Source organism: Companilactobacillus kimchii DSM 13961 = JCM 10707 (genome assembly GCF_001435445.1).
In the GTDB taxonomy this organism is placed as follows: domain Bacteria; phylum Bacillota; class Bacilli; order Lactobacillales; family Lactobacillaceae; genus Companilactobacillus; species Companilactobacillus kimchii.
Map to the genome: position 1 here is coordinate 101,328 of NZ_AZDH01000026.1, position 26,924 is coordinate 128,251.

The following is a 26,924-nucleotide window of genomic DNA, read 5'->3' on the forward strand; positions in this document are numbered from 1 at the left end:
GGATTTACAAATGAAAAAAAATATTATTTGGATTATAGCTGATCAATGGAGAGCTGATTCAATTGGTTATACTGGGAATAAGGCTGTCGTGACACCTAATCTTGATAGCTTAGCGGAAGATGGAGTGTCATTTTCCAATGCATTTTGTCAATTGCCCGTTTGTGTTCCTAGTAGATGTTCGTTCTTATCTGGCTGGTATCCGCATACACATGGATATCGAACAATGCATTATTTAATGCCTGAATATGAGCCTAATGTACTTAAGACTTTTAAAAATGCCGGTTACTATGTCTACTGGGGTGGAAGAAACGATTTTCTTCGATTGGATGCTGACCAAGACAAATATTGTGATGAAAGACATGATAGTTTTGCTGCACAATTTAAAAAAGCAATGAGTCAGGCACATAAAAAGACTAATAAGGACATAAAACCGGATTATACCTTTTTTAACGGAATTAAGGAGGATATAGATTCACCTGATATTCCTGAATTACAAGCAGCAGAAGATTTCATAAAGAGTTATAGTGATGATAAACCGTCATTTATGTATTTAGCTTTAGCATTACCACATCCCCCATATCAGATTGAGAAGAAATGGTATGATATGATTGATCCCAAGAAGATTCCTGATCCAATTACTTTGACTGATGAAGAAGACGAAAAGAAGCCAAGTATTGAAACAGGTATTAGGAATAATCAAGATATAAAATTGTGGGACAACGATAAACTTAAGGATTTAAAGCGAGTTTATTATGCGATGGGAACTAAGCTTGATTATTATATTGGCAAACTTATTGATACCCTAAAAGAAACAGGTCATTATGATGATACGACTATTGTTTTTATGGCTGATCATGGTGATTATTCGGGTGATTTTGGTATTTCTGAGAAGAATCAAAACACGTTTGAAGATGTATTGACTAATGTTCCTTTGATTATAAAGCCGGCAGAAGGTCAAGGTGCTCCGGTATTAAGGAGTACGGATGCCTTGGTTGAATTAATTGACGTTCAAGCTACTCTAATGGGGATGAATGGCGTTGAAGAAGATCATACTCAGTTTGGTAAATCTTTGGAACCAGTTATAAATGGTGAAAATGAATTTAGAGCTTATGTATATACAGAGGGTGGCAGACTTAAAAATGAACCACAAGCATCTGAAAGTGGACATACAAAAGCAAGTCCATATTGGGCAAGATTAAATGAGCAAGCTCAGATGCCACAACATACTAAGGCTTTAATGATTCGTGATGATAGATATAAATATATTTATCGCTTATATGAGCAAGATGAGTTTTATGATTTGGAAAAAGATTCATTAGAAAAGAATAATGAGATTAATAATATCCAGTATGCAACTATTATTGGAAATATGAAGAACCAATTATTAGAACACATGGTATCAACATCAGACGTAGTCCCAGTAAAAGAAGATAAAAGATTTTAAAAAGAAAGCCTTTACATTTTGAACTGAATAAAATATAATGACGTTGTTGTAAGAATTCAAGAGTAGTTACTGTAGAAGCAGGCTAGATCTTGTTAGTACGTTTAGTACTTCAGGATTAGTCTGTTTCTTTTTGTCTACAATTGAAAGGGACGGATTTAAATGAAGATAAAGAAGATACTAAACAATAATGCTATTTTTTCTGAAAAGGATCAGCATGAATGTATTTATATTGGTGCTGGGCTTGGATTTCAAAAGCAGGTTGGAGATGATGTTGACGAGGATAAGATCGAACATGTCTTTGTATTGCAAGAAAAGGGTGTGCTTAGTAAGCTTTCAAATTTAATAGAAACAGTCCCTATAGAATATACTAAGTTAACTGGACATATTGTTATACATGCAGAAAAAGTTCTAAATTGTAGATTTACAGAAATGTTATATGTATCACTGTTAGATCATATTTATAATCTTATTCAAATGAATTTAAAGGGAATTGTAATCCATAATAGAATGTTCTTTGAATTGAAAAGACTATATCCAGAAGAAATGAAGGTATCACTTTGGGCGGTTGATTTAATTAATTTAACTTTGAAAAAGAATATTAATTCCGAAGAGGCAGCAAATATAGCTATGCACTTGATAACCTCTAGAATGGATAGTCACGTTAATATTGATGATGTCATTACTAATACAAAAAAAATTCACGATATTTTGGGATTAGTTAGGATAACGAATCATGTTAACTTTGATGTAGATTCATTATCATTGGATAGATTTACAATTCATCTCAATTTTTTAATGAAGAGAATTGAACTAGGCGAAAGAAAATTAAATGACGAGAATAATATTTTGGTCTACATAAAGGACAAATATAAAGATGCGTATAGATCAGCAAAAATGATTGAAAATTATTTAGAAACTAAATTAACTGATGATGAATTATTGTATTTAACTTTACACGTTGAAAGATTACTAAAAGAGTATAAAAAATAGATTGTTACAGATAAAGCTGGCAAGACTATTAAAGTGTTTTCTTAACTTTGATAGTCTTGTTTTTTGTTAGGAGGATGAATATTTATGGCTTATGATACTTTGGCTCAAGATATTCTTGATAACATTGGTGGTAAATCTAATATAAAAAATTTAACACATTGTGTTACAAGATTGCGTTTTGTATTAAAAGATGAATCTAAAGCAAATACTGAAGTGATAAAGGATATGGACGGAGTGATTACCGTTGTTAAAAGCGGAGGCCAATATCAGGTAGTTATTGGTAATGCTGTAACGGATGTCTATAATGCTTTTTTAAAGGTTTCTGGTTTTAATCCAGAGAATTCTGAAACAACAGAACATGAAGAAACAAATGAGAAGAAAAGTATATTAAATACATTTATTGATCTTGTTTCTGGAATATTTACACCAATATTACCGGCTATGATGGCAGCTGGTATGATTAAAGGTTTCAATGCATTATTTTTTGCATTAGGATTTTATACCAAGACTTCAGGGACATATATAATCCTGCAGTCAGCAGGTGATGCCTTATTTTATTTCTTACCAGTATTTTTAGGTTATACGTCCGCTAAGAAATTTGGGTTAAAGCCATTTATTGGTATGTTGATGGGAGCAGCTCTAGTATATCCGGATATTGTTGCTGCAACAGTCTCAGGAAAGACTCTAATGACATTGTTTGCCGGTTCAGCATTTCAGTCAGCAATCCATATTAAATTTTTAGGCATTCCTGTGATTTTAATGCAATATAAATCCAGCGTTATACCAATTATTGCCGCAACGTACTTGGCTTCAAAAGTAGAAAAAATTCTTACAAAAGTTATACCAAAAATTGTTGCTACAGCTTTAGTACCATTTTTAACAGTATTGATTTCGGTTCCATTAACATTTTTGATTGTAGGACCGATTATTACATGGGCCGGTGATTTAGTTGGGAAAGGAATTCTTGCAATTTATCATCTAAGTCCAGTTATAACGGGTATGGTGCTAGGCGCATTATGGCCAGTGCTAATTATTTTTGGATTGCATTGGGGCGTTGTTCCAATTACCATGAATAATTTGGCTGTTCTAGGTTATGATCCACTTTGGGCAAATGCAATTTATACTCCACTAGCAACGGCTGGGGTTGTTTTAGCAATTATTATTAAAACTAAGAGTAATAAATTGAGAGAGACGGCAACTCCCGCCTTTATTTCAGCCATTTTTGGTATTACCGAGCCGGCTATCTATGGTGTCACGTTGCCAAGGAAAAAAGTATTCGCAGGCGGTATGATAGCAGGCGGCTGTGCAGGTTTAATTTCAGGTATTTTTAGAACAAAAATGTACATAATGGGTGCTACGGGAATCTTCTCAATACCATCCTTTATTGGACCAAAGGGAATGGATAGTTCCTTTTATGGATATTTAATCGCAATGGTTGTTGCGTTTGTAGTTGGATTTATAGTTACATTTTTCTTTATGTATAAACCAGTTACTGATGGTAAAAAAGTTAATAAACAGAGTAATTTTAATGATGATAATCTGGAAAAAGAAAGTGTTCTACCGGTTGGTGCACAAAATATTTTTGACATTTCATCACCTCTAAAAGGTAATTTAAAAAAGCTTAGCGATTTGCAAGATGAAGTATTCTCTAAGGGACTATTAGGGAAAGGCTTTGCAGTTACTCCAAAGGATGGTAAGATTTATGCTCCATTTGATGGAACTGTAGATGTTCTATTTCCAACGAAACATGCTATTGGGCTTGAATCCAATACAGGAGTAAAGTTGATGATTCATGTTGGTATGGACACCGTAAATTTGAAAGGTAAATATTTTACTGCTCATGTAAAGCAAGGAGATAGTGTGAAACAAGGTGAGTTACTGCTAGATTTTGATGTTCCAAAGATTAAGGAGGCTGGATATGTTGTTGATACTCCGGTCATTGTAACTGATACCAATAAGTATTTAGATGTTGTTCCCGATTTTAAACAGCGAGAATTACATGTAATTATTTAAATATTGAGGTGGATTAATAAGATGACAAATGCTTTATATGGAATAATTGTTTTGTTTGCTACTATTATTGGTGCCATTACAGGTTTGGGTGGTGGAGTGATTATAAAACCATTATTTGATTTGGTAGCTCGAGACTCCGCAACCGTTATTGGACTGTATTCTGCTATGGCCGTCTTTACTATGAGTATTGTTTCAATAACCAAACAAAAAAGAAATGGATTTAGATTTGATAAGAAAACTGTCGGATATGTATCGCTTGGATCCATTTTTGGTGGATTAGTTGGAGAAGGCATTTTTGATTTTTGTACAAAAAGCTTATCCAATAATTACGTTAAAGTAATACAAAATGCTCTTTTACTAATTACTTTGGTTTTTATAATAGTGTATGGTATAAATCAAAAAAAAGTAGTTAGTAAAGAATTGAGAAATCCATTTGTAATCTTTTTAGTAGGATTGATATTAGGTTTGGTTTCTGTATTTATGGGAATTGGTGGAGGACCATTAAACGTTGCAATGTTCATGATTCTTTTCTCATTTTTTATGAAAGAATCCACAGTTTATTCGATAGTAACCATATTTTTTGCCCAACTATCAAAACTAATGTTGAATTTTATATCTGGTACTTACTCGCTTATTGATTGGAGGTCGACCATCGTTATAGTTATTGTTGCAATTGTGGGTGGATATATTGGAACATTAATCAATCAAAGATTATCGAATAAAATAGTAAATAATATATATAATGTTTTGATGATTGCACTAAGTTTTGTCGCTGTGCTTAATATATATCAGGCATTATAAGACATTTAAAAATTATTAGTAAGTTGAAACTGAAAAGACATTATCCTGATAGGGATGATGTCTTTTGCTTTAAATATTGCTTACCAGAATCTTAGAATGAAGAATTCTTTATTAATTCATTTAGCATAGCTTTGAAATCGGTTTCGCGGATGGTAATATTAGTGTGCATAAAAAATGTATAGTGTGATTAATTATGGAGGATTAAATGGATAATAATATTTTGAATTATGTCGATAAGTACACTAAGCTCTTTTTAAAAGATTTTAGTATGCTATCTGCTCCTGTTACCGAAACTATATCAAGTGATTTGAAAATGGATAGAACCATTGTTAGCAAGCAATTAAATAAGCTATTTAAGGATGGCAAACTAGTAAAAATAAATACTAGGCCTGTTATATACCTTCATTTAGAAAATATAAATTTGAATAAGATTAAATATCTTAGCATAGAAGATTTCAAGAAAGATTATCTTTTAGAGAAAAAGAATAATGTGCTGGAGAAAATAATCGGTTGGAATGGCAGTCTTCGCTCACCAATTGATCAGGTTAAGGCTTCCTTACTTTACCCTAATAATGGATTACCGGCTATAATTTTTGGGGAATCAGGGACTGGGAAAAGCTTTATCGTTCAGCAAGCATTTAAATATGCGCAATCAATTCATCTATTGGATAAAAGTGCAAAATTGATAATTATTAATTGTGCACAATATGCAAATAATCCGGAATTATTGTCTAGTTTGTTATTTGGTTATGTTAAAGGCGCCTACACAGGTGCAATCAAGGACAAAGTTGGGGCAATTGAATCAGCAAATAATGGAATTTTATTTTTAGATGAGGTTCATAGATTGAGTGCATCTGGTCAGGAGAAGCTATTTACATATATGGATACAGGATCATATTCACCTGTAGGAGATGATTCGAAAATAGTACATTCTAAAACTAGATTGATGTTTGCTACGACTGAAGATGAAAGTACATTTTTAGAAACATTTTTAAGAAGAGTTCCGATTAAGATCAAACTGCCTTCTTTGGATCATAGAGGTGTATTTGAAAAAAGGTCATTGATTAATGAATTTTTTAGATCGGAAAGTAAAAGTATTCAGAAGAGAATATTTGTTTCAAATCAATGTTTGAATAAACTATATATTTATAACTATAAGGCTAATGTCGGGGAAGTTAAAAATCTAGTTAAGAATATAGTTGCTAATAAATATTCAGAAGATATTAATTCAAAGGAAATCTATATTAAGCTTATTGATTTGCCTCCCAAAATATCTGGTTATAATGGTGAATCAACATTTGGAAATCAAAATATTAATTTAAATAAAAATAGTTTTTTTAAGTTTGATGGTAATGAAAGTTTATTGAAAGATAATGACGATAATCAATCGATTTATTACAAGATGAGAATGACTTGGAATTATATTAAAATGATGGACGAAAAACATGTACTGAGCAGAAGAAAATATATACAGATTATTTTTGATATGACCAGACATATTCTTTATTCTTTAACTTTGCAGGAAAAGGAATTAGTTAATAATATCTCTAAGAGTATTCAAGATATATTAGATATAATGAACTTTGATGATTTGAATTTAAATAATTCATCCATATATGATTTAGCCTTGTATATCTATTATTTGATGGGAGTGAATAAGGAAAACAATTCTTCAGTTAATAATGACAAAATATCTTTTGAATTATCACAGCTTTTTAGTAAGGAGATTAATTTAATTAAAAGATTATTGCCTTTATTAAAAGGACGCTTTGAAATTGAGTTGAGTGACAGAGATTTGTTTTGGTTGTCCGTTTTAATATCGAAAAATGATTTATCCAATGTCACTGAAACTCCAGGAATCATAATGTCCCATGGATATGCAACCGCAAGTAGTATGGCAGATACTTGTAATAGGTTTTTAAAAAGTCCGGTCTTTTATTCAATAGATATGAAACCCGATATTTCAGAAAATAGTATGGTTAATGAATTAAAGAAAGTAATAAATAGTATGAATCCTCAGAATGGAATAATAATACTTATAGATATGGGGTCTTTGAATACCATTGTAAGGAAGGTAAAAAAGTTTTACTCTTTTCCAATTCTGATAATTAGTAATGTAAGTACGCCGATGGCATTAGATGTAGGAAATAAGATTTTAAATAATAATAGCTTTAAATCCATTGGAGAAGATGTTAAGAAAATAGTTCCAGATAGTACTCTGTTTAATCAGAATGCTGTCAAAGATAATGTAATAATTACAACTTGTATGACAGGGATGGGAACAGCCAAACGGATAGAAAAAATTTTAAATAATAGCTTTAAAGGGATTAGAAATATTAGAATTATGGCGTTTGATTACCATGAATTAGTTAATTATAAACGGGTAGACTTGTTCTCTAAAATCAATATACTTGCAATAGTTGGAGTAGATAATCCAAACATTACGGGAGTACCTTATTTTGGATTGGAAGAAATTATATCTGGTGAAAAGATATCAGGATTAAAGAAAGTACTTTCTCAAGTTGTACCACAGGAACAATTGATGAGTATAGAACCACAGCTGGTTAAGAATTTTTCTTTAAATAGAATAATAGATTCATTGACAATTATTTCACCAGATAAGGTAATGCCATTAATAGAAAATTATATTGATAAATTAAAAAATGATTTAAATTTTAATTTATCAAATAGAATTCAAATAGCCTTGTATGTCCATATTGCTAGTATGGTAGAACGAGTAATACGTGGAAATGATATAAAGCTATACAATGGCAACAACGATAATATTATACGTGATAAATCTTTTAGTGTGATAAAAAAGGATATTAGTGTGATTCAAAAGGCATTCTCAATAAATGTTAATGATACGGAAATAGCTTACATTAGGGATATCGTAGTTAATTTGTAGAAAAGCATGCAGTGTTCACAGAACATTGGCATGCTTTTTGCTTATATAAAAGTGTAAAGGTCGTGGAGGTGATCGTATGAAAAATATAATTTTAGCAACACATGGTAATTTAAGTTTTGAATTTAAAAATACTTTGGAACTTATAGTGGGAAAAACAGATAATATCGAATGTTTTGGGATGACTAAGGACAAATCTAGTGAATCTGGAAAAAAAGAATTAGGATATTTGATAGAGTCCGTTGATGAATCAAATTTAATTATATTAACGGATTTATTTGGAGGTAGTTCAGCCAATATATGTATGGAATTGTTGCTTCAGGGCCATAAATTTAAATTATTGACGGGTTTAAATCTTCCCATGCTTTTGTCATTAGTTACCTCAGATAATGATGATATATCAGTTAATGATTTAACAAATAAAATTATTGATTCAGCCAAGAGCGGTGTGGTTGATGTCAATAAGGCCATATCGGAAAGGAGTTAGTTAATAATGTTAAAACTTGTAAGAGTTGATGAAAGATTAGTGCATGGTCAGGTAGCTGTTGGATGGACGTCCGATGCGAGTGCTAACACAATTCTTGTAGCAAATGATGAGGCGCAAAAAGACAAAATTAAGGCAATGGCATTAGATTTAGCCAAGCCGGCAGGAGTTAATCTGTATATTCGTAGTATTGAAGAATCTGGACCAATTGTAGAAAAATTTGCATCAGCAAAAAAAGCACAAGTTCTTGTACTTGTAAGAACCGTAAAGGATGCTTTGAAATTGATTAAAGAATCTAATGGCACAATAAAAGAACTTAATGTTGGTGGTTTAAAGTTTGAAGATGGAAAGAAAAAGTTGAATGAGTTTGTTGCAGTATCTGATCAGGATATAAAAGATTTGAAAGAGATCGACTCTATGGGAGTCAAATTAGATTTTAGAATGTTGCCAAGAGATAAACGCTTAGGATTAAATGACCTACTAAGGGAGGTATAACCATGGTAAAAGCACTGTTAATAGGTTTAATAGCTGGTATCGGTATTCTAGATGAAAGAATTTTGGGTTCGACATTGTTTGGTAGACCAATCGTTTTAAGCGTCTTTGTTGGAATAGCATTAGGAGATATTAAGCAGGGAATTATTATTGGCGCACAGCTTGAACTTATTTGGATGGGGATAGCAGGTATCGGCGCTGCAACACCGCCTGATTATGTCACTGGTGGTGTTATTGGTACTGCCCTTGCCATTGTATCTGGGAAGGGTATAGGAATAGCTTTGACCATTGCCGTTCCAGTCGCAGTCTTGGCACAGAGTTTGGGAACTCTTGTTAGGGTTATTAACTTATGGTTTTCTCATAGGGCAGATAAATATGCTTTAAAGGCTGATTTTAAAGGTATAAATAGAATGTTATGGATTCCTGCTTTTTTATTCTTCTTAAGTGCCTTTTTACCAACATTTTTGGCAATGTTATTAGGTGCATCAAAAATAAATCTTATTATTAATGCAATTCCCAAAGTAATTATCGATGGTCTTACAATAGCCGGAAATCTTCTACCGGCAGTTGGATTTGGACTTTTGTTAGACATGTTATTCTCCAAAAAGTTGTTTGTGTTTTTCTTCTTAGGATTCTTTATTTGTTCTTATTTCAATATTGGAATTACTGGAATAGCTATTTTAGCCACTTGTATAGCTTTGATAATTAGTATCTTCGGAGATAAAGGAGATAATAGCCATCACGATAGTGGAGACTCATCTGACAAGAAAGATGTTAATAATGGTTTGACGGAAGGAGATATCGACTTTGAATAATAAGATTACTAAAAAAGAATTGAGATCCGTCTTTTGGCGTTCATTTGCTCTTCAAGGAGCATTTAATTATGAGAAAATGCAAAACATTGGATATGCATTTTCTATGGAACCAATTATAAAAAAATTGTATTCCAATAAAGATGATCAAGCGGCTGCATTAACTCGACATCTTGCATTATTTAATTGTACCCCTGCAATGACCCCAGCTATTTTGGGGATAACTACTGCTATGGAAGAACAATATTCTGATGATTCAAATAAAATGGATCCAGACTCTATTAACTCAGTTAAAGCAGCACTCATGGCTCCATTAGCTGGAGTTGGAGATTCATTATTATTTGGTACTTTTAGAGTTATTGCAGCTGGTATTGGTGCTTCCTTTGCTAAACAGGGGAGTATATTAGGACCAATTTTATTTTTACTTCTATATAATATTCCAGCTTGGTTATTAAGAATTTATGGATTGTCTTATGGGTATAAATGGGGAGTCAATTCATTAGAGAAAATACAAAAAAATGGTGTAATGAATCAAATTATGTCAATTGTTGGAATAATTGGAATGATGGTTGTTGGAGGAATGGTGGCAACAATGTTACCAGTCAAAACAACATTAAAGTTCAGTATGTCAGGCGCAACTGTTAAACTTCAGAGTATTTTTAATCAAATTATTCCTAACTTATTACCACTTGTAGTAACTTTATTAGTCTTTTGGTTAATTAGAAAGAAAGTAAGTATTTCTAAATTAACAGTTGCTGTATTAATCTTAGGTATTTTATTACATGTTATTGGAATTCTATAATATTACGAGGAGAAATAATTATGAATTTAATTCAAAAGTATATTCAGGAAACACCAGATCAATTAAACAAGGTAATTAAAGGATCAGAAAAGTTATTTTCTGATGTAAAAGGAAGAAAGGTAAATAAAATTATTATTACTGGATCAGGAACAAGCTATCATTCAGGATTACAAATGCAAGAGGTTATGAGAAAGAGAACGGGAGTCGAGGTATATGCGTTCTATCCATTTATGATTACACCAGAAGTCTTTATGTCTGATAGTAGCCATACTTTATTTATCGGTATCTCTCAAGGTGGAAGTAGTTTAAGTACATTTGATGCCATGAAAATTGCTAAGGACAATGGCTGTATAATTGCTACAATGGCAGGAGAAAAGAATGCTTATATTGATCAATTAGCAGATGATATTTTAACTGTCAATATTGGTGAGGAACATGCAGGTGCTAAAACTAAGGGCTTTTATGCTACAAAGTTAAATTTACTATTACTAGCAGATTACATTGGTTTAGAAAATGGTAATTTATCTGAAGCGGAATTCAATAATGACATTTCTAATTTGGGAAAAACTTTAGATCAATTTTCTAGAGCATATAAAAATGCGTTTGATTGGGTTGAGGAGCATAAAGTAAAGCTTTCTAAAATGGACAATCTTCGTGTAGTTGGGCCGTCGGCATTGTATGGAGATGTACTGGAAGATGCATTAAAAATTTTAGAAACATGTAGAATTCCAGTAACTGGATATGATTTTGATGAATTTATTCATGGCATTTATAATGCAATTGATGAAAAGTCAACCATTTTTATTCTTGATGATGGAACAGAGCCTAGAGTTAAAAGAATGGTTGAAGTATTAGGAGATTGGACAAATAATATTTATGTTATAAATATCAATGTTGCAAAGTATGATAATGGATTTGGATATGGTGTTAATGTTCCCAAAGATTTTGAAACATTTATTTTTCCAATGTTATTACAAGTAATGGCATCATCAGTTCCTGAGCTAATGGGAGTGGATCCAAGTGAACCTAAGGACCCTAATTTCCATATGAAATTAGGAAGTAAAAAATATAATCATTAAAATTAAGTAATTGAAAAAGGGAATCACTATGAATTTTCAACGTCATAGTGGTTCCTTTATTTTGTAAAGATTATTTCATCCAAATCTCCATAAGCAGTATGTTCAACTAATTTTTCTTCAGTAGATTCGAATCCAAACATTTCATAAAAGGCTTGAGCAATCAGATTATCTTTTAGAACAATCAGATAAAATTTATTGAAGTCATTTTGTAAAATATTTAGAGCAGATTGGAAGAGTTTTTGACCAATGCCTTGATGTTGAAATTCGGGTAAGACATAGATCGAATAGATTTCTCCATAACCGACATAATTTTTCCGACGTGCTGGTCCATAGGTACAGACACCGACTATCTTTCCATTAACGGTGGCAATTAAGGTATTGTTGACACGTTCTTCAGGATGCCAAATATCGGTTGTCAAGTGATCTAAAAACGATTGTGGAACGATACCGATATATGCGTAATTCCAAGTTTGATAGTAAACTTCCTTGATAGCTTTAAAATCAGTTTGTTGAGTGGCTTTGACTATTTCAAAATTCATTTTAATCTCGACTTTCAACGGTATTGTTGACACTTGCAAAGTTGCCCATTTTTCCGATAACTAAGCCTAATACGAATCCGGCTAATGTTAATGTGACCCAGCCCAATCCTAAGTTTGCCAATGGGATGTATTGATGATAGTATCTCAAAGCCAATTTGACAAAAGCTAGGTTAGTGACAGCTGCAGGTGAGGCATTCAACATATCGAAGATAGCAGGTAGAATTGTGAATGCAATGGTCATTTTGTATACTACGCCAGCATAAGGTTTAGCGTGGACAGTTAAAGAAGCTAAAATTAGAGCCAATGATAAAGGATACAGAAGCATCAGTACTGGCAATGACCAAGCAATGATATTATCAAGTCCCGCATTAGCGACGATAAATGATAGGAAGGTTGTAACTCGTAACCAAGCTAGATAACTAACTTTAGGGAATAACTTGTGGAAATCTTGTGAGAATGAAGCGACTAATCCCATAGCTGTGGTGAAAACTCCTAAAGTAACTAAAACGCCAAGAAAGGCTGTTCCAAAGCTACCGAAATAATAGTTAACAATGCTTGAAAGAGCATCTCCACCATTAGCCGATAAGTTCATTTTATTTAAACTAAAGGCACCTAATAATACTAATCCAAAATAAACTAGGATTTCTAAACTGATACTTAAAGAACCAGCCTTAGCAGTTAAACGAGACATCTCTTTATCCTTATATCCTAAACCTCTAACGGCATGAACAAAGGTAACACTTAAAGCTAATAGAGCGACAGCATCGATGGTGTTGTAACCCTCGAGTAAACCATTGACGGAAGGATTAGTTTGATAAGCTGAGGTTGGCATATGGTTCAAACCACCCATAGGCTTTAGAAAAGCCACGATGAAGATAATTGCCAATAAGACTAAGAAAATCGTATTAAGATATTTTCCAACATATTTTAATAATTGACTCTGATGGACCGTTAAAACGTAAGCTAATCCGAAAAAAAGAGCAGTGAATAAGAACATACCAACAGTGTTGAATTTTGCAGGTAAGAAAGGTTTAGCTGCCATTTCATAGGCCATAGCGGCAGTTCTTGGCGTTCCAAAGAATGGTCCAATTGTCAAATGAACAAGAACTAAAAAGATAGCAGCATAATATTTACCAACTGGTCTAGCTAAATCATAGAGGCCATCACTCTTAGTAACGACGACTGCCAAGATAGCTAGTAATGGGAATAAAGAACCAGAAACAGCGAATCCTAAAGCTGCTGGGAACCAGTTATTACCAGAAAGTTGTCCTAAGTGAATTGGGAAAATTAAGTTACCTGATCCAAAGAACATTCCAAAGATCAATGAACTAACAATCAATAGATGCCAAACTTTGTGTTTGGGTTTAGCTTCCCCTGAAAAATTATAATTAAAATCATCTTGCATATGATACACACCCCTTTTTTTAATAATATAGATATTTGAAATGAGGATTTTCTTTCTACGTTATGGAGCGCCTTTAAATGCTTGAAATCAAAAGGCAAGGAATACGGGCATCCTTAGATGCCCCCATAATAGTCTCTAGAGTGACAAAGTCACTAAGAGACTATAAAAAAGAGCCCTTCTCCAACTAAGGAAAAGGGCTCAAGTAGAACGGTACCACCTTTTTTGAGTATTCAAAAAAATACTCACTCACTTAACGGACAATCATCCGCTAGCCTGATAATGGTGGCAACCACGAAAACCTACATTTCGGCCTCGAACTCAGAAATGATTTTCGAAATTCCTGTTACGGTCACTTTGCACTTAACGTGACTCACTTGGCGAATTCAGGATTCCTACTTTTTTCTTCAACGTTTAATGACTGTATTATAGGCATTCATGATTATAATATCAAGTATTTTTCTAATTTTATTATAATAATTATAATTTATTGGGCGTGCGATTTAAGAAGTGTTTGGCTCCATCTATAACGTGGAAATAGGTCGCTAACTTGAACATATCAGTGTTTATGCTCCTTAAAAAGGGCCACTCCCGTAACGAACCCTTGATGACGGAGTTATTTTGTTCAATAAATTCCTGTCCAATTTTTTGTGGTTGGTCGTTGAAAGCTCCAGACTGATAAAGATAATTAGAATAGTCAAAGAAATATTTAGCAGTCTGTGGATCATTAATGTTATTACGCAAAATTCTAGTTCTCAAACGAATAAAACTAACACTATTACGTAAGACTTGGCGACTGGTATTGGAACTGGATAGATAGGCAAAGAGTTGTTCAAAGAATTTTTGATAAGCGTGAACCTCACCACTGTTTAAATAAGCTCTAGGATGATTTTTGAATGGATATTTCCAATTGCTTAAATTGTATTCCCATTTTTGACCAATCCAAATAGTAAACGGCAGTTCATAGAAGACTTGTGTCATATCCTGTTCAAAAACTTCGTTAATAATTTGTGAGTAATCATGTGGTAAAAGTCGGTTGATCTGTTGACGTAATTCAGGAGTGATAAATTTTACATTGTCGTTATCATCTGTTAGTGCGAATAATTTTTTCCAAACGTCATCAGAGAAAAGTGTTGGCTTAACATGTTGAATCAATTTTAAATTAACTGGTGCAGAATTAAGTGTATAGCCAGCATCAAAACAATAGTCCATTAGTTGTAAAGTTTGCACAAAATGTCCACCTAAAGAATGACCTAAACCATAAATTAAGGTACGTGAAGCAATGTTATCCTCAATATAACGCATAAAGTCACGTGCAACGTTGAGTTGACTGAGATTCTTGTCACTACCGACTAAGATGGCGTTGACATTGTAATCCCAGTCTTTATAAGTTTCTAGGACGGCTTTTTCAAAACGCTTACTGCGAGAACTAACCGTATAATCCACATTGACTTCAGTTCCTTTGAAAGTGACATAACATTCTTTTAATCCGTCAATAGAAATTTCAAAGGCGATTCCGGAGAAACCACATTCAGCTGCTTCGGGAATAATCTCACGCGCATCATAGGATTTTACATAATCCGGCATTCGGTGCACCCGCGTATAAATAAGAAAACGTAGGTAATTTTCAGGTTTAAACTCCTCATAGAGGTAACGGTCATAATCAAACTGAAGTAATTTTGTTCGAAAATCGTTATCATGTAACAATTCTCCAGCCTGATAGGGTTCTTTACGCAACTCAATTGGTAAGAGATGATGAATTAAGAGGATTACATAAATTTGATTCAAGTAACCGTGACAAAGATTGAGATTTTCATCTTCAATTTTGTCTATCAATTGTTTAAGTTTATTGATCTTTCTATCTCTAGAAGGACGTTTTAATTTTTGCTTACTATGATTTTCATCAATATTTTTTAACTTTAAAGCTTTGTCAATTAGTTGGGGATGAATCGTTTTATTTAAAGAGAATTCGGGAACACGTAGATCAATCACTTGATTCAGAAGTAGATTGGTCAGACGTGTTTTTTCTTTATTTAAGTAAGAGTAACTAAATTGAAGACGTTTATTTTTAGGTAAAAGTTGCTTGCTATCAGCCTTATTGAAAGTTAAAGGTAAGTCTTTGTGAGCACGGAAATTAAGTAAATCAATTTGTTCATAAACATGATTTAATCGGCCTAGAGTGCTTAATAGTTCTTTCATTAAATCACCTCTCGTTACTCTTATTCTAACAAATTGTTGATATATAAGGAATTGAGAACATTTTGTTATAGAATGAAAAAGTTATTTAAAATTATGTCACATTTGTGGTACTTCACACTTGTGCTATGTCACAAACGTGCTATAATGTAGTTGTGGAGGTTGAGGATATGCGAATAGATATTAAATCATACTTAGAAGATAATCATTTAACAATTTATGTAATTTCAAAGAGAAGTGGGTATGGTTACACGACTTTGCATAAATCCTTTAATAAGAAACAATCTTCCGCCACACCGCTCAATTTGCGCGATATAGAGGCAATTGCCAAGGCGCAGGATACGGAAATGTGGAAAGTTCTGCGTGAATTGGAGTTGCATTATCTGAAGTGAGGAGGCTTTATATATATGGCAAGATCATTTTGGGACGACGATCCATTTAACGATAATATGGACGAAATATTTAAGAGATTAATGAGTCAACAAAACGGTAATTCACAGGCTAAGTACTATGTGAACGGTCATGAGTTGACTCCAGACGAATTAGCAAAATATCAAGAGGCAAGAACTATAGGACAAAATATTCCAATTAGTGATAATAGTAAAAATAAAAAGGGTACCATTTTAGAAAAACTCGGCCGTAATTTAACTAAAGAAGCTCAACAAGGACTTCTTGATCCAGTTATTGGTCGTGATAAAGAGATTCAAGAAACAGCAGAAGTTTTAAGTCGTAGAACCAAGAATAATCCAATTTTAGTTGGTGATGCAGGTGTTGGTAAGACTGCGGTAGTTGAAGGTTTAGCGCAAGCCATTGTAAAAGGTGACGTACCTGAAGCAATCAAGGATAAACAGATCATTTCGATTGATCTATCATCTCTTGAGGCTGGAACACAGTATCGTGGTTCATTCGAAGAAAATATTCAAAACTTGTTGAAAGAAGTTAAAAAAGCAGGCAATGTAGTATTATTCTTCGATGAAATTCATCAAATTATCGGTGCTGGATCTTCTGGTTCCGATTCTGGTAGTAAAGGATTAGCTGACATTATCAAGCCAGCTTTGAGTCGTGGTGAGATTTCCATCATTGGTGCAACCACTCAAGATGAATATCGTAATACGATCATGAAAGATGCTGCTTTAGCAAGAAGATTTAACGATGTAACAATTAATGAACCAACTAAAGAAGCAACATTGGCAATCTTGAAGGGACTACGTAAAGCCTATGAAAATCATCATCATGTTAAATTACCAGATGAAGTTTTAAAGGCCGCTGTAGATTATTCAGTTCAATATATTCCTCAAAGATCTTTACCTGACAAGGCTATTGATTTGATTGATATGACTGCTGCTCACTTGGCAGCTAGAAATCCAGTTACTGATAAAGTAAGTTTGGAAAAATCATTGAAACAAGCCGAAAAAGATAAGGACGAGGCAGCTAAAAAAGAAGATTATGAGAAAGCTGCTAGTTTGAAGAAACAGATTGAAGATCTTCAGGCTAAACTCAATAAGGGTGACGAAAACTCTGATGAACCAGTAGCAAAAGTTAACGATATTGCACAATCAGTTCAAAGATTAACCGGTGTCCCTGTTTCTCAAATGGGTGCTAATGATATTGAGCACTTAAAAGGAATGGGTAAGAGATTAAAAGGCAAAGTCATTGGACAAAACGAAGCTGTAGATATGGTCGTACGTGCCATTCGTCGTAACCGTGCCGGTTTTGATGATGGAAATCGTCCAATTGGTAGTTTCTTATTTGTTGGACCTACTGGTGTTGGTAAAACTGAATTAGTAAAACAATTGGCTAAAGATATGTTTGGTAATAAGAATGCTATCGTTCGTTTAGATATGAGTGAGTATTCTGATTTAACCGCCGTATCTAAGTTGATTGGTACATCTGCCGGTTATGTAGGCTATGAGGATAACGGTAATACGTTGACTGAGAAAGTCCGTCGTAATCCATATTCCATCGTATTACTAGATGAAATTGAAAAAGCTAATCCACAAGTTTTAACATTGCTCTTGCAAGTAATGGATGATGGTCGTTTAACTGATGGTCAAGGTAACGTAGTCGATTTCAAGAATACAATCATTATCGCAACTTCTAATGCTGGATTCAGTGATAATACTGACAAAGATAAGAAGTTAATGGATAAATTAGCACCATACTTCAAACCAGAATTCTTGAATAGATTCAATGGTATCGTTGAGTTTACACATCTATCTAAAGAAGATTTGAATCAAATCGTTGATTTAATGATTGATGATGTGAATACTAACTTGGCTAAGAAGAATATCACTTTGAAGATTACTCCTGAAGCTAAGGAATGGTTGATCGATGAAGGTTACGATGAAGCTATGGGTGCAAGACCATTACGCCGAGTTATTGAACAACAGATTAGAGATAAGGTTGCTGAATTCTATCTCGATCATCTTGATGTGAAGAATTTACAAGCTGATTTAGTTGATGGGACTATTAAAATTTCTGAAGCTAAATAATTAAGAAAATCGTTACGGGATTTAAATTCCGTAACGATTTTTTTGTTTAAAAAATAATGAGAAATGTACCGTAATATGGGCATTTTCCAAAAAGAAGATTTTGAGTGACATATAAAAAGCAAAAAATCTATTGCAATAGAAAAAGAAAGCGCTATACTAATTTTTGAAAGCGATTACTTCATAACTGAAAAATGTTAGTGGTCGTATTTTTTACCTAGTATTAGTTGTTCTCAACAACCAACCAACCTACCTACAAAAATAAAATGGAACAACTACTAGGATATGAATTGAATCTGGGAAGAGGGTTTGTAGTATGCGTGTCAGTGCACCACAAAGTAGTAGCAAAATAAATTCAGCTACTAAATTGGAAAGTGCCCCCCGTAAGAACATGGTTCCGTGGGGCGAACGTTTTAGTTACTCGTTATCTGATTTTGCTTGTAATTTATCTTTTTCATTAGTTAGTACATATTTAATGTTCTTTTATACCGATGTTTTTGGTATCAGTGCTGCAGTTGTTGGAACCTTATTTTTAGCAGCCCGAATCGTTGATGCGTTTGATGGCCCATTTTGGGGAATTATGATTGATCATACGCATACACGTTGGGGAAAGAGCCGACCTTATTGGTTATGGTTCTCAATTCCTTTTGCTGTATTTAGTGTATTGTGTTTCACAGTTCCAAATATGAGTACAGGAATGAAAGTTATTTGGGCATATGTAACTTATATTGGTGTTGATATTTTATATTCTGCCGTTAATATTCCGATCACATCAATTTTACCTAGTTTGACTGGTAACCCACAAGAACGTGTAACGTTATCAACAATTAGACAATTTATGGGAACTCTAGGTGCAACAATTATTTCTACTGTTGCCTTACCACTAGTTGCTTACTTTGGTGGTGGCAGTACATCTTCAGCCCATGGATGGTTTATCGTCGCCTTGATTATGGCCGTCATAGCCATGGTTATTTTCTTCATTGTATTTGCTAATACAAAAGAACGTGTTCAAACCGTTCAATCTAAGAAGAGTATTCCAATTAAGACTTCATTAAAGGCACTTAAGAATAATTGGCCTTGGGTAATTGTTATTTTTATTAACTTTATTTACTGGTTAGGAATGCAAACTCGTTCTCAAGTCACAGTTTACTTCTTTAAATATAATATGCATGACGCAACGTTAGCTTCATTTATCTTAGGTTTACAATTAGTTGCATTATTGGCTGTGGTTATTACACCATGGACATCTAAGAGAATTGGTAAACGTAACACTATGTTAATGGGAATGTTACTTGCTATTGTTGGACAACTAATTTTATGGGGTGGTTCAAAAGCCTTGAATGTAACAACCATTACTATTGGTACCATTGTTGGATATTTAGGAACTGGTTTTGTATCAGGATTGATTGCTGTTATGTTGGCTGATTCCGTAGATTATGGTGAATGGAAAAACGGTGTTAGAGCAGAAGGTATCGTAACTTCGTTCTCTAGTTTTTCTGCAAAGTTTGGTATGGGAATTGGTGGTGCCGTTACTGGTTTGATCCTGTCAGCCGGTGGATATGTTGCAAACCACTCACAAAGTGCACAAGCTTTAAACGCTATTGAAATGAACTATGTTTGGGTACCAATCGTTGGTTTTGGTCTATCAGCAATTGCATTGTTATTCTACAAAGTCGATAAGATAGAACCAAAGATGTTAGATGATTTGGAAAAGAAACATGCTAAAGAGAATGCATTAGCAGAAAATCAAAAGTAATTATTAGAAAGGATGAGAAATAGTGAAATTTACAAATGGTTATTGGCTAAATCGTGAGGAATTTGATGTTAATTCACCAAAAGAAACATACGATGCACAGAAGGTTGGTAAATCAATTTCAGCTTTCGCACCATACAAACGTATTATGAATCGTGGAGATCAATTAAATTTAGGAGCAACTACAATTACCTTAAGCTCACCAATTGAAAATGTAATTGGTGTTGAATTGGAGCATTTTGACACTAATGAACATGGTCCAGAATTTAAGATCAATAATTCAGACCCAGATGTAGATATTAAGGTTGATGATAAAATTGCTGGTTTACAAAGTGGAGATCTGAAGGTAGAACTTCCACTAAGAACTGACTTCGAAATGAAGTTTACAGCTAATGGACAATTAGTCACACAATCAGAGACAAACGCCCAAGCAACTATCTGGAATCATGACACTAAAGTTAATTACATGCGTGAACAACTTTCAATGGGAATTGATGAAAAAATTTATGGTCTTGGCGAAAGATTTACAAACTTCGTTAAGAATGGTCAAGTTGTAGATACATGGAATCAAGATGGTGGAACTGGTAGTGAGCAATCGTACAAGAATATTCCATTCTATATTAGTAGTAATGGTTATGGTGTCTTTGTTGATGAGTCACAAAAGGTGTCATTTGAAATCGGTTCTGAAAATGTTGATAGAGTCCAATTTAGTACTGAAGGACAATCTCTAAAGTATTATGTTATTTATGGGCCAACACCAAAAGAGATTCTTCACCGCTATACTCAATTAACAGGTGCTATTAAGTTGCCACCAGCATGGTCATTTGGATTGTGGTTAACAACATCATTTACAACTGATTACAGTGAAGAAACTGTATTGAAGTTTATTGACGGTATGCAAGCACATCATATTCCATTAGACGTTTTCCATTTTGATTGTTTCTGGCAAAAAGGATTTGAATGGTGCACGTTGGAATGGGATAAGGAACAATTCCCTGATCCAGAAGGTCTGTTGAAGAAGATCCACGACCGTGGTATTAAAGTTTGTGTTTGGTTAAATCCATATATTGCACAAAAATCCCCTCTATTTAAAGAAGCTAAAGAGAAAGGTTATCTATTAACTAGAGAAAATGGCGACGTTTGGCAATGGGATCTATGGCAAGCAGGTAATGGATTCGTCGACTTTACTAACCCTGACGCCGTTAAGTGGTATCAAGATAAGTTGAGAGTCTTACTAGACATGGGTGTCGATAGCTTTAAGACAGACTTTGGGGAAAGAATTCCATCCGAAGATGTTAAATTCTTTGATGGTTCCAATCCAAAACAAGAACACAATTACTACACATTACAGTATAACCGTGCTGTTTATGAAGTTATTCAACAAGAAAAAGGCGAAGATGAAGCAGTTCTATTCGCACGTTCCGCAACAGTCGGTTCACAATCTTATCCAGTTCACTGGGGTGGCGACTGTTTATCAAACTACAACTCAATGCGTGATACATTGAGAGGTGGATTGTCATTCTTGCTATCTGGGTTTGGCTTCTGGAGCCATGATATTGGTGGTTTCGAAGATGGTCCTGGTACTCCAACACCTGATCTTTACAAGCGTTGGTCACAATTTGGATTATTGTCATCACATAGTCGTTATCATGGTAGTGATGTCTATCGTGTTCCATGGAATTTTGATGATGAAGCTGTCGAAAATACACGTAAGTACGTCAACTTGAAGTTATCATTGATGCCTTACATTTATACTGAAGCAGCACATTCTGCTGCATATGGTAATCCATTCATGCGTCCAATGTTCTTAGAATTTGGTGACGATGCCAATGTCTATGACAATGCTACACAATACATGTTTGGTTCAAAGGTCTTGGTTGCACCAATCTTTAATAGTGAAGGCAAAGCACACTTCTACTTACCAAGTGGTAAATGGACAAGCATTTTGGATGGTAAAGTTTACCAAGCTCCACAAACAGGAGAATGGATCAATGAAACTTTTGATGAATTAGATCTACCAGTATTGGTTCGTCAAAATTCAATTATTGTTCGTAATGAAAAAGCAGTTCACGCTGAATACGACTATACTAAGGATGTTGATGTCCATCTTTATCAAATTCAAGATGGCAAAGTATCAACTAGTGTAGTTGATAAACATGGACATGACGCTGCTGAAATCAATGTAGAACGCAGCAATAATCAAATTACAGTTCAAGCAACAGGTCTAAGTGGAGATATTACAGTGTATGTTCACGAAGGTACTAATGTAGTTAAAGCTGATTTGGTCGATGGAAAAGCACAAATTACGCTTTAATAATGATATAAAAAGTAGTAAATGTGGCTCGTCACATCGTTGTGGCGAGCCATTTTTTGGATTGTAACTCAGATTGTTTTTTGTTAGATTTAACTTAGGGTAAGGTATTTTAAAGTAGTGAGAAGGGATGATACATTGGAGAAAGAAAGTATCGGCCGAACGCAACTACGTAATCGTAATTTGAAATTGGTGTTGCAACAAATCATCAATAATCCTGGGACATCCAGGGTCGCAATTTCACATGAATTGAATTTAAATAAATCAACGATTTCGTCATTGTACAACAGTTTGGCAGAAGATCACTTTATTGAAGAATTGGGCGAAGGCGCGTCATCAAACGTCGGTGGCCGTAAGCCTATTATGGCCAGATTAAATAAAAAATATGGGTACACAATTACTTTTGACCTCGGTTATCGCCAAGTTCATGCGGTAGCAAACTATTTAAATTCAGAAGTGATTGATCATCAAGAGATTAATACTAAAGGACAGCCGATTGAAGTGATGCTGCAGTATTGTTCCGATTTTGTAAAGGAGATGCAGGGAGAAGTTGTTTCAAATCAGGGTCTATTGGGAATCTGTTTTTCGATTCACGGAATTATTAATCAGAATAAGATAGTTAATTCACCATGGATTGAAATGAATGATACGGATATTGTCGAACAGTTTAAAGAAACATTTGATGTGCCCGTAATATTAGAGAATGAAGCTAACTTATCAGCAATTTATGAACGTGATTTCAATGCTGGTCGCTATTATCACAATTCGATTACTTTCAGTATTCATCGTGGTATTGGTGCCGGAATTATTTTGGGTAAAAGGTTATTCCGAGGTAAGCAAGGTGAAGCTGGTGAAATTGGTCGTTCATTGACGTTGTTGGGACCTAATACCGCTGGACAGTCAGTAGAATCGTTCTGTTCCGAAGAGGCTATTATTAATCGTGTTAAACAGTTAAAGCATGATGATACGATTGATAGACAAGCAGTAGTAGATTTATATCGAAGTAAAGATCATGAAGTGATGAGAATACTTTTGCAGTCATGCAGCGTGATAGCGGGGTTGATGTACAATGTCGTGACAACGTTGAATCCAGATGCAATTTTTATCAATTCAGAACTGTTGGCCGAATTACCAGATTTGTTGACGGAAATTAAAGATAATTATCAAGACATTGCACAAGAAGAATTACCTATTGCTTTGACTAAAAATACTAAGTTTGCAACCTTATTGGGCGGTTGTTCATTAATTACGCATTATGTTTTAGGCATGATGGATTATGAATTACACTTTGAAGAAGCGAATTGAAAAATCGCTTCTTTTTTATATTTTATTTCAGAAACCGTTTACAATATATAAACTAGGAGTTATAATTCTTTTTGTAGGTTGGTTGCTTAAACAAACTAACGTGGAGGAAATAATATAATGACAAGTGAATATTGGAAGGGTGTCGATCAAATTAAGTATATTGGACACCAAGATAAGAAATCAGGACTAGGATTTCAATATTACAATCCTGATGAAGTGATCGGTGGCAAAAAGATGCGTGACTGGTTACGTTTCGCAGTTGCTTACTGGCACAGTTTTGATCAAAGATTGGTTGATCCATTTGGCGATGGTACAGCACAACGTCCATATGACCACATCACAGATCCAATGGACTTAGCCTTAGCCAAGGTTGATGCAGCGTTTGAATTTTATAACAAATTAGGCGTTGATTACTTATGTTTCCATGATCGTGATTTAGCACCTGAAGGAGATACTTTACGAGAAACTAATCGCAATTTGGATAAAGTTGTTGATAAGATTGTTTCATATCAAAAGCAAACTGGTATGAAAGTATTATGGAATACATCTAATATGTTTACTAATCCACGATTTGTAGAAGGAGCCGCAACTTCACCAGATGCTGAAGTATTCGCATATGCTGCAGCACAATTGAAACACAGTTTGGAAATTGGTAAACGTGTCGGTGCTGAAAATTACGTCTTCTGGGGTGGCCGTGAAGGTTATGAGTCATTATGGAATACAAACATGAAGCTTGAACAAGAACATGCAGCTAAGTTCTTCCATATGGCTAAGGATTACGCTAATGAAATTGGATTTAATGCACAAATGTTGTTAGAGCCAAAACCTAAAGAACCATCAACTCATCAATATGATTTTGATGCAGCAACAACAATTGCCTTTATGAAAGAATACGGTTTGGATAAAGACTTCAAGCTAAACTTGGAAGGTAACCATGCTAACTTGGCTGGTCACACATATCAACATGAAATTCGAGTTGCCCGTGAAGCTAACTTATTAGGATCATTAGATGCCAATCAAGGTGACAAACTAATTGGTTGGGATATTGATGAATTCCCATCAAACCTATATGAAACAACTGCTGCAATGTATGAAGTTGTTGAAAATGGCGGTATCGGACCTCATGGTGGTTTGAACTTTGATGCTAAACCACGTCGTAGTTCATTTGAAGCTAATGATTTATTCTATGGTCACATTGTAGGTATGGATAGTTTCGCAGCTGGTTTAAGAGTTGCCATGAAGATGAAGGAAGACGGTTTCTTAGAAAATATAGTTGCTGATCGTTACAAGTCTTATCAAACTGGTATCGGTGCTGAAATTGAACAAGGAACAGCTGATTTCAAGTCTCTAGAAGCACATGCAATTGATAAACCACAATCTGAGTTGATTGCAGCCACTTCTTCTGATCACTTGGAAGAAATTAAAGATACAATTAACCATTATATTATTGAAACTTTAAGCAAATAATTATTTTAAAAACGCGTTTGGGGAGGATTATCCTCAACGTGTTTTTTTATAGGAGGAAGAGACATGACAGCAGTCGTATTAGGCGTTGATTTGGGAACCAGCGCTGTTAAAGTTTCAGCAATTAATAAACGTGGAGAAGTTGTTGCTCAAGCCAGTGAATCTTACGACCTGCAACAATCGCATCCAGGGTACAGTGAACAAAATCCCGAGGACTGGGTTACGCAGACTACTAAGGCGATTCGAGAATTACTCAAGCAATCAGAAATTACCGCAGCTCAAATTGAAGGGTTAAGTTATTCAGGACAGATGCATGGTTTAGTTTTGCTAGATGAAAAGAATGAGGTTTTACGTCCAGCAATGTTGTGGAATGATACGAGAACAACTAAACAGTGCCAAGAAATCACTGATAAAATTGGTGATAAATTTGTTGATATAACGGGAAACAGACCCCTTGAAGGATTTACGTTACCTAAATTGTTGTGGGTGAAGGAAAATGAACCTGATATTTGGCAACAAGCTAAAACTTTCCTATTACCAAAGGATTATCTTCGTTATCGCATGACAGGAAATTTGGCAATGGATGAATCTGATGCGACAGGAACAGTACTACTAGATATTAAGTCTGGACAGTGGAGTAAGGAACTTTGCGATGAATTAGGTATTTCTTTGAGTATGTGTCCACCATTGATTGAGTCGATTGAATATGCAGGCAATATTAGTGATGAGTATCAAGAATTATCGGGACTATCAACTGATATTAAGGTATTTGGCGGTGCTGCCGACAATGCAGCTGGAGCCGTTGGTGCCGGAATTTTATCATCTGATAAAGCGATGGTTAGTATCGGTACTTCAGGAGTGGTTTTGAAATACGAGAATGACACTCAAAAAGAATATCGTGGCGTTGTGCAATATGAACGTCACGCCTTTCCTAAGAAATTTTATTCAATGGGAGTAACATTAGCTGCCGGCTTCTCCTTAAGCTGGTTTAAGAAAACTTTTGCCCCCGATGAATCTTTTAATGATGTTGTAGCAAGTGCCGGGAAATCATCGATTGGTGCTAACGGTTTACTATTCACACCTTATATTGTTGGTGAGCGCGCACCATATGCGGATGTCAATATTCGTGGAAGTTTTATCGGTATTGATGGCGGTCATCAACGATATGATTTTGTTCGAGCCGTTTTGGAAGGAATTATCTTTTCGTTTGAAGATTTAATTAAGTTGTATCAACAAAATGGAGCCGATTTCGATACCATTGTTTCTATCGGTGGTGGAGCTAAGAGTCCATTATGGTTACAAATTCAGGCCAATATTTTTAATTGTAAAGTTGTCAGTCTTGAAAATGAACAAGGACCAGGGATGGGAGCTGCAATGATTGCCGCCACAGGCCTGGGGTGGTTTACGACTTTAACAGACTGTGCCCAGTCATTTGTTCATTATGGGAAAGCTTATTATCCAGTTGCTGATCAGGCGGAGAAGTATCAGAAGATTTATAAGTTATATCAACAAGTTTACGCACAGACAAAACCAATTACAGCGGGATTGTTGGAACAAAGAAGAAGTAATTAATAAAAAGAAGATAAGTTGAAGTGCAATAAAAAAGTTAGACATTTTTATAGGTTTTAAAAAATCATGGATTG

Annotated in this window: 20 protein-coding genes; 17 read left to right on the forward strand and 3 right to left on the reverse strand. The window is 34.4% G+C overall.

The features are described from left to right. The first annotated feature begins 10 nt into the window (after positions 1-10). From FC97_RS11390 to FC97_RS11435, 10 genes are all read left to right on the forward strand, one after another. Complete coding sequence (locus tag FC97_RS11390) at positions 11-1,444, forward strand: sulfatase family protein (protein WP_054643249.1); 1,434 nt, start codon at positions 11-13, stop codon at positions 1,442-1,444. 159 nt (positions 1,445-1,603) lie between these two features. Then, the gene (locus tag FC97_RS11395) at positions 1,604-2,434 is read left to right on the forward strand and encodes a PRD domain-containing protein (RefSeq protein WP_054643248.1); all 831 of its coding nucleotides are present in this window, start codon (positions 1,604-1,606) and stop codon (positions 2,432-2,434) included. Positions 2,435-2,518: 84 nt separating this feature from the next. Beyond that, complete coding sequence (locus FC97_RS11400; protein ID WP_054643247.1) at positions 2,519-4,447, forward strand: beta-glucoside-specific PTS transporter subunit IIABC; 1,929 nt, start codon at positions 2,519-2,521, stop codon at positions 4,445-4,447. Positions 4,448-4,468: 21 nt separating this feature from the next. After that, the gene (locus FC97_RS11405; protein WP_054643246.1) at positions 4,469-5,248 is read left to right on the forward strand and encodes a sulfite exporter TauE/SafE family protein; all 780 of its coding nucleotides are present in this window, start codon (positions 4,469-4,471) and stop codon (positions 5,246-5,248) included. A gap of 205 nt (positions 5,249-5,453) precedes the next feature. Then, complete coding sequence (locus FC97_RS11410) at positions 5,454-8,156, forward strand: sigma 54-interacting transcriptional regulator (RefSeq protein WP_054643245.1); 2,703 nt, start codon at positions 5,454-5,456, stop codon at positions 8,154-8,156. A gap of 76 nt (positions 8,157-8,232) precedes the next feature. Next, positions 8,233-8,640, forward strand: a complete 408-nt coding sequence (locus FC97_RS11415; RefSeq protein ID WP_056968250.1) for a PTS sugar transporter subunit IIA — start codon at positions 8,233-8,235, stop codon at positions 8,638-8,640. 6 nt (positions 8,641-8,646) lie between these two features. Next, positions 8,647-9,132 (forward strand): PTS sugar transporter subunit IIB, encoded by a 486-nt coding sequence (locus FC97_RS11420; RefSeq protein WP_056968252.1) that lies wholly within the window; start codon positions 8,647-8,649, stop codon positions 9,130-9,132. A 2-nt stretch (positions 9,133-9,134) separates the two neighbouring features. Beyond that, entirely contained in the window at positions 9,135-9,944 is an 810-nt protein-coding gene (locus FC97_RS11425) for a PTS mannose/fructose/sorbose/N-acetylgalactosamine transporter subunit IIC (protein WP_054643243.1), read from the forward strand. Next, complete coding sequence (locus FC97_RS11430) at positions 9,937-10,743, forward strand: PTS system mannose/fructose/sorbose family transporter subunit IID (RefSeq protein ID WP_054643242.1); 807 nt, start codon at positions 9,937-9,939, stop codon at positions 10,741-10,743. The genes FC97_RS11425 and FC97_RS11430 overlap by 8 nt, the downstream gene beginning before the upstream one ends. 20 nt (positions 10,744-10,763) lie before the next feature. Beyond that, a complete protein-coding gene (locus FC97_RS11435; RefSeq protein ID WP_054643241.1) occupies positions 10,764-11,822 on the forward strand; it encodes an SIS domain-containing protein in 1,059 nt (352 codons plus the stop codon). Between the two features lie 56 nt (positions 11,823-11,878). On the opposite strand, the gene FC97_RS11440 is transcribed toward FC97_RS11435, so the two are convergent. The 3 genes from FC97_RS11440 to FC97_RS11450 all read right to left on the reverse strand — a co-directional run bounded on the left by FC97_RS11440 (position 11,879) and on the right by FC97_RS11450 (position 15,962). Continuing rightward, entirely contained in the window at positions 11,879-12,361 is a 483-nt protein-coding gene (locus FC97_RS11440) for a GNAT family N-acetyltransferase (protein ID WP_054643240.1), read from the reverse strand. A 1-nt stretch (position 12,362) separates the two neighbouring features. Beyond that, positions 12,363-13,766, reverse strand: a complete 1,404-nt coding sequence (gene brnQ / locus FC97_RS11445) for a branched-chain amino acid transport system II carrier protein (protein ID WP_082397555.1) — start codon at positions 13,764-13,766, stop codon at positions 12,363-12,365. A 477-nt stretch (positions 13,767-14,243) separates the two neighbouring features. After that, positions 14,244-15,962: a DUF6792 domain-containing protein gene (locus tag FC97_RS11450; protein ID WP_054643238.1), complete on the reverse strand. Its 1,719-nt coding sequence runs from the start codon at positions 15,960-15,962 to the stop codon at positions 14,244-14,246. A 167-nt stretch (positions 15,963-16,129) separates the two neighbouring features. Here FC97_RS11450 and FC97_RS11455 point away from each other — a divergent pair, with 167 nt between their 5' ends. From FC97_RS11455 to xylB, 7 genes are all read left to right on the forward strand, one after another. Next, on the forward strand, positions 16,130-16,351 hold the full coding sequence (locus FC97_RS11455) for a hypothetical protein (RefSeq protein ID WP_054643237.1): 222 nt from the start codon (positions 16,130-16,132) through the stop codon (positions 16,349-16,351). A gap of 15 nt (positions 16,352-16,366) precedes the next feature. After that, positions 16,367-18,451 carry an ATP-dependent Clp protease ATP-binding subunit gene (locus FC97_RS11460; RefSeq protein WP_054643236.1) on the forward strand — a complete coding sequence of 695 codons (2,085 nt, stop codon included), beginning with the start codon at positions 16,367-16,369 and terminating at the stop codon, positions 18,449-18,451. 388 nt (positions 18,452-18,839) lie between these two features. Beyond that, positions 18,840-20,204: an MFS transporter gene (locus FC97_RS11465; RefSeq protein ID WP_056968257.1), complete on the forward strand. Its 1,365-nt coding sequence runs from the start codon at positions 18,840-18,842 to the stop codon at positions 20,202-20,204. 22 nt (positions 20,205-20,226) lie between these two features. Next, positions 20,227-22,515 carry an alpha-xylosidase gene (yicI, locus tag FC97_RS11470; protein ID WP_054643235.1) on the forward strand — a complete coding sequence of 763 codons (2,289 nt, stop codon included), beginning with the start codon at positions 20,227-20,229 and terminating at the stop codon, positions 22,513-22,515. 135 nt (positions 22,516-22,650) lie between these two features. After that, positions 22,651-23,817: an ROK family protein gene (locus FC97_RS11475; RefSeq protein WP_054643234.1), complete on the forward strand. Its 1,167-nt coding sequence runs from the start codon at positions 22,651-22,653 to the stop codon at positions 23,815-23,817. A 117-nt stretch (positions 23,818-23,934) separates the two neighbouring features. Beyond that, a complete protein-coding gene (gene xylA / locus FC97_RS11480) occupies positions 23,935-25,284 on the forward strand; it encodes a xylose isomerase (protein WP_054643233.1) in 1,350 nt (449 codons plus the stop codon). Positions 25,285-25,347: 63 nt separating this feature from the next. Then, on the forward strand, positions 25,348-26,853 hold the full coding sequence (xylB, locus tag FC97_RS11485; RefSeq protein WP_056968255.1) for a xylulokinase: 1,506 nt from the start codon (positions 25,348-25,350) through the stop codon (positions 26,851-26,853). Positions 26,854-26,924: the final 71 nt, after the last annotated feature.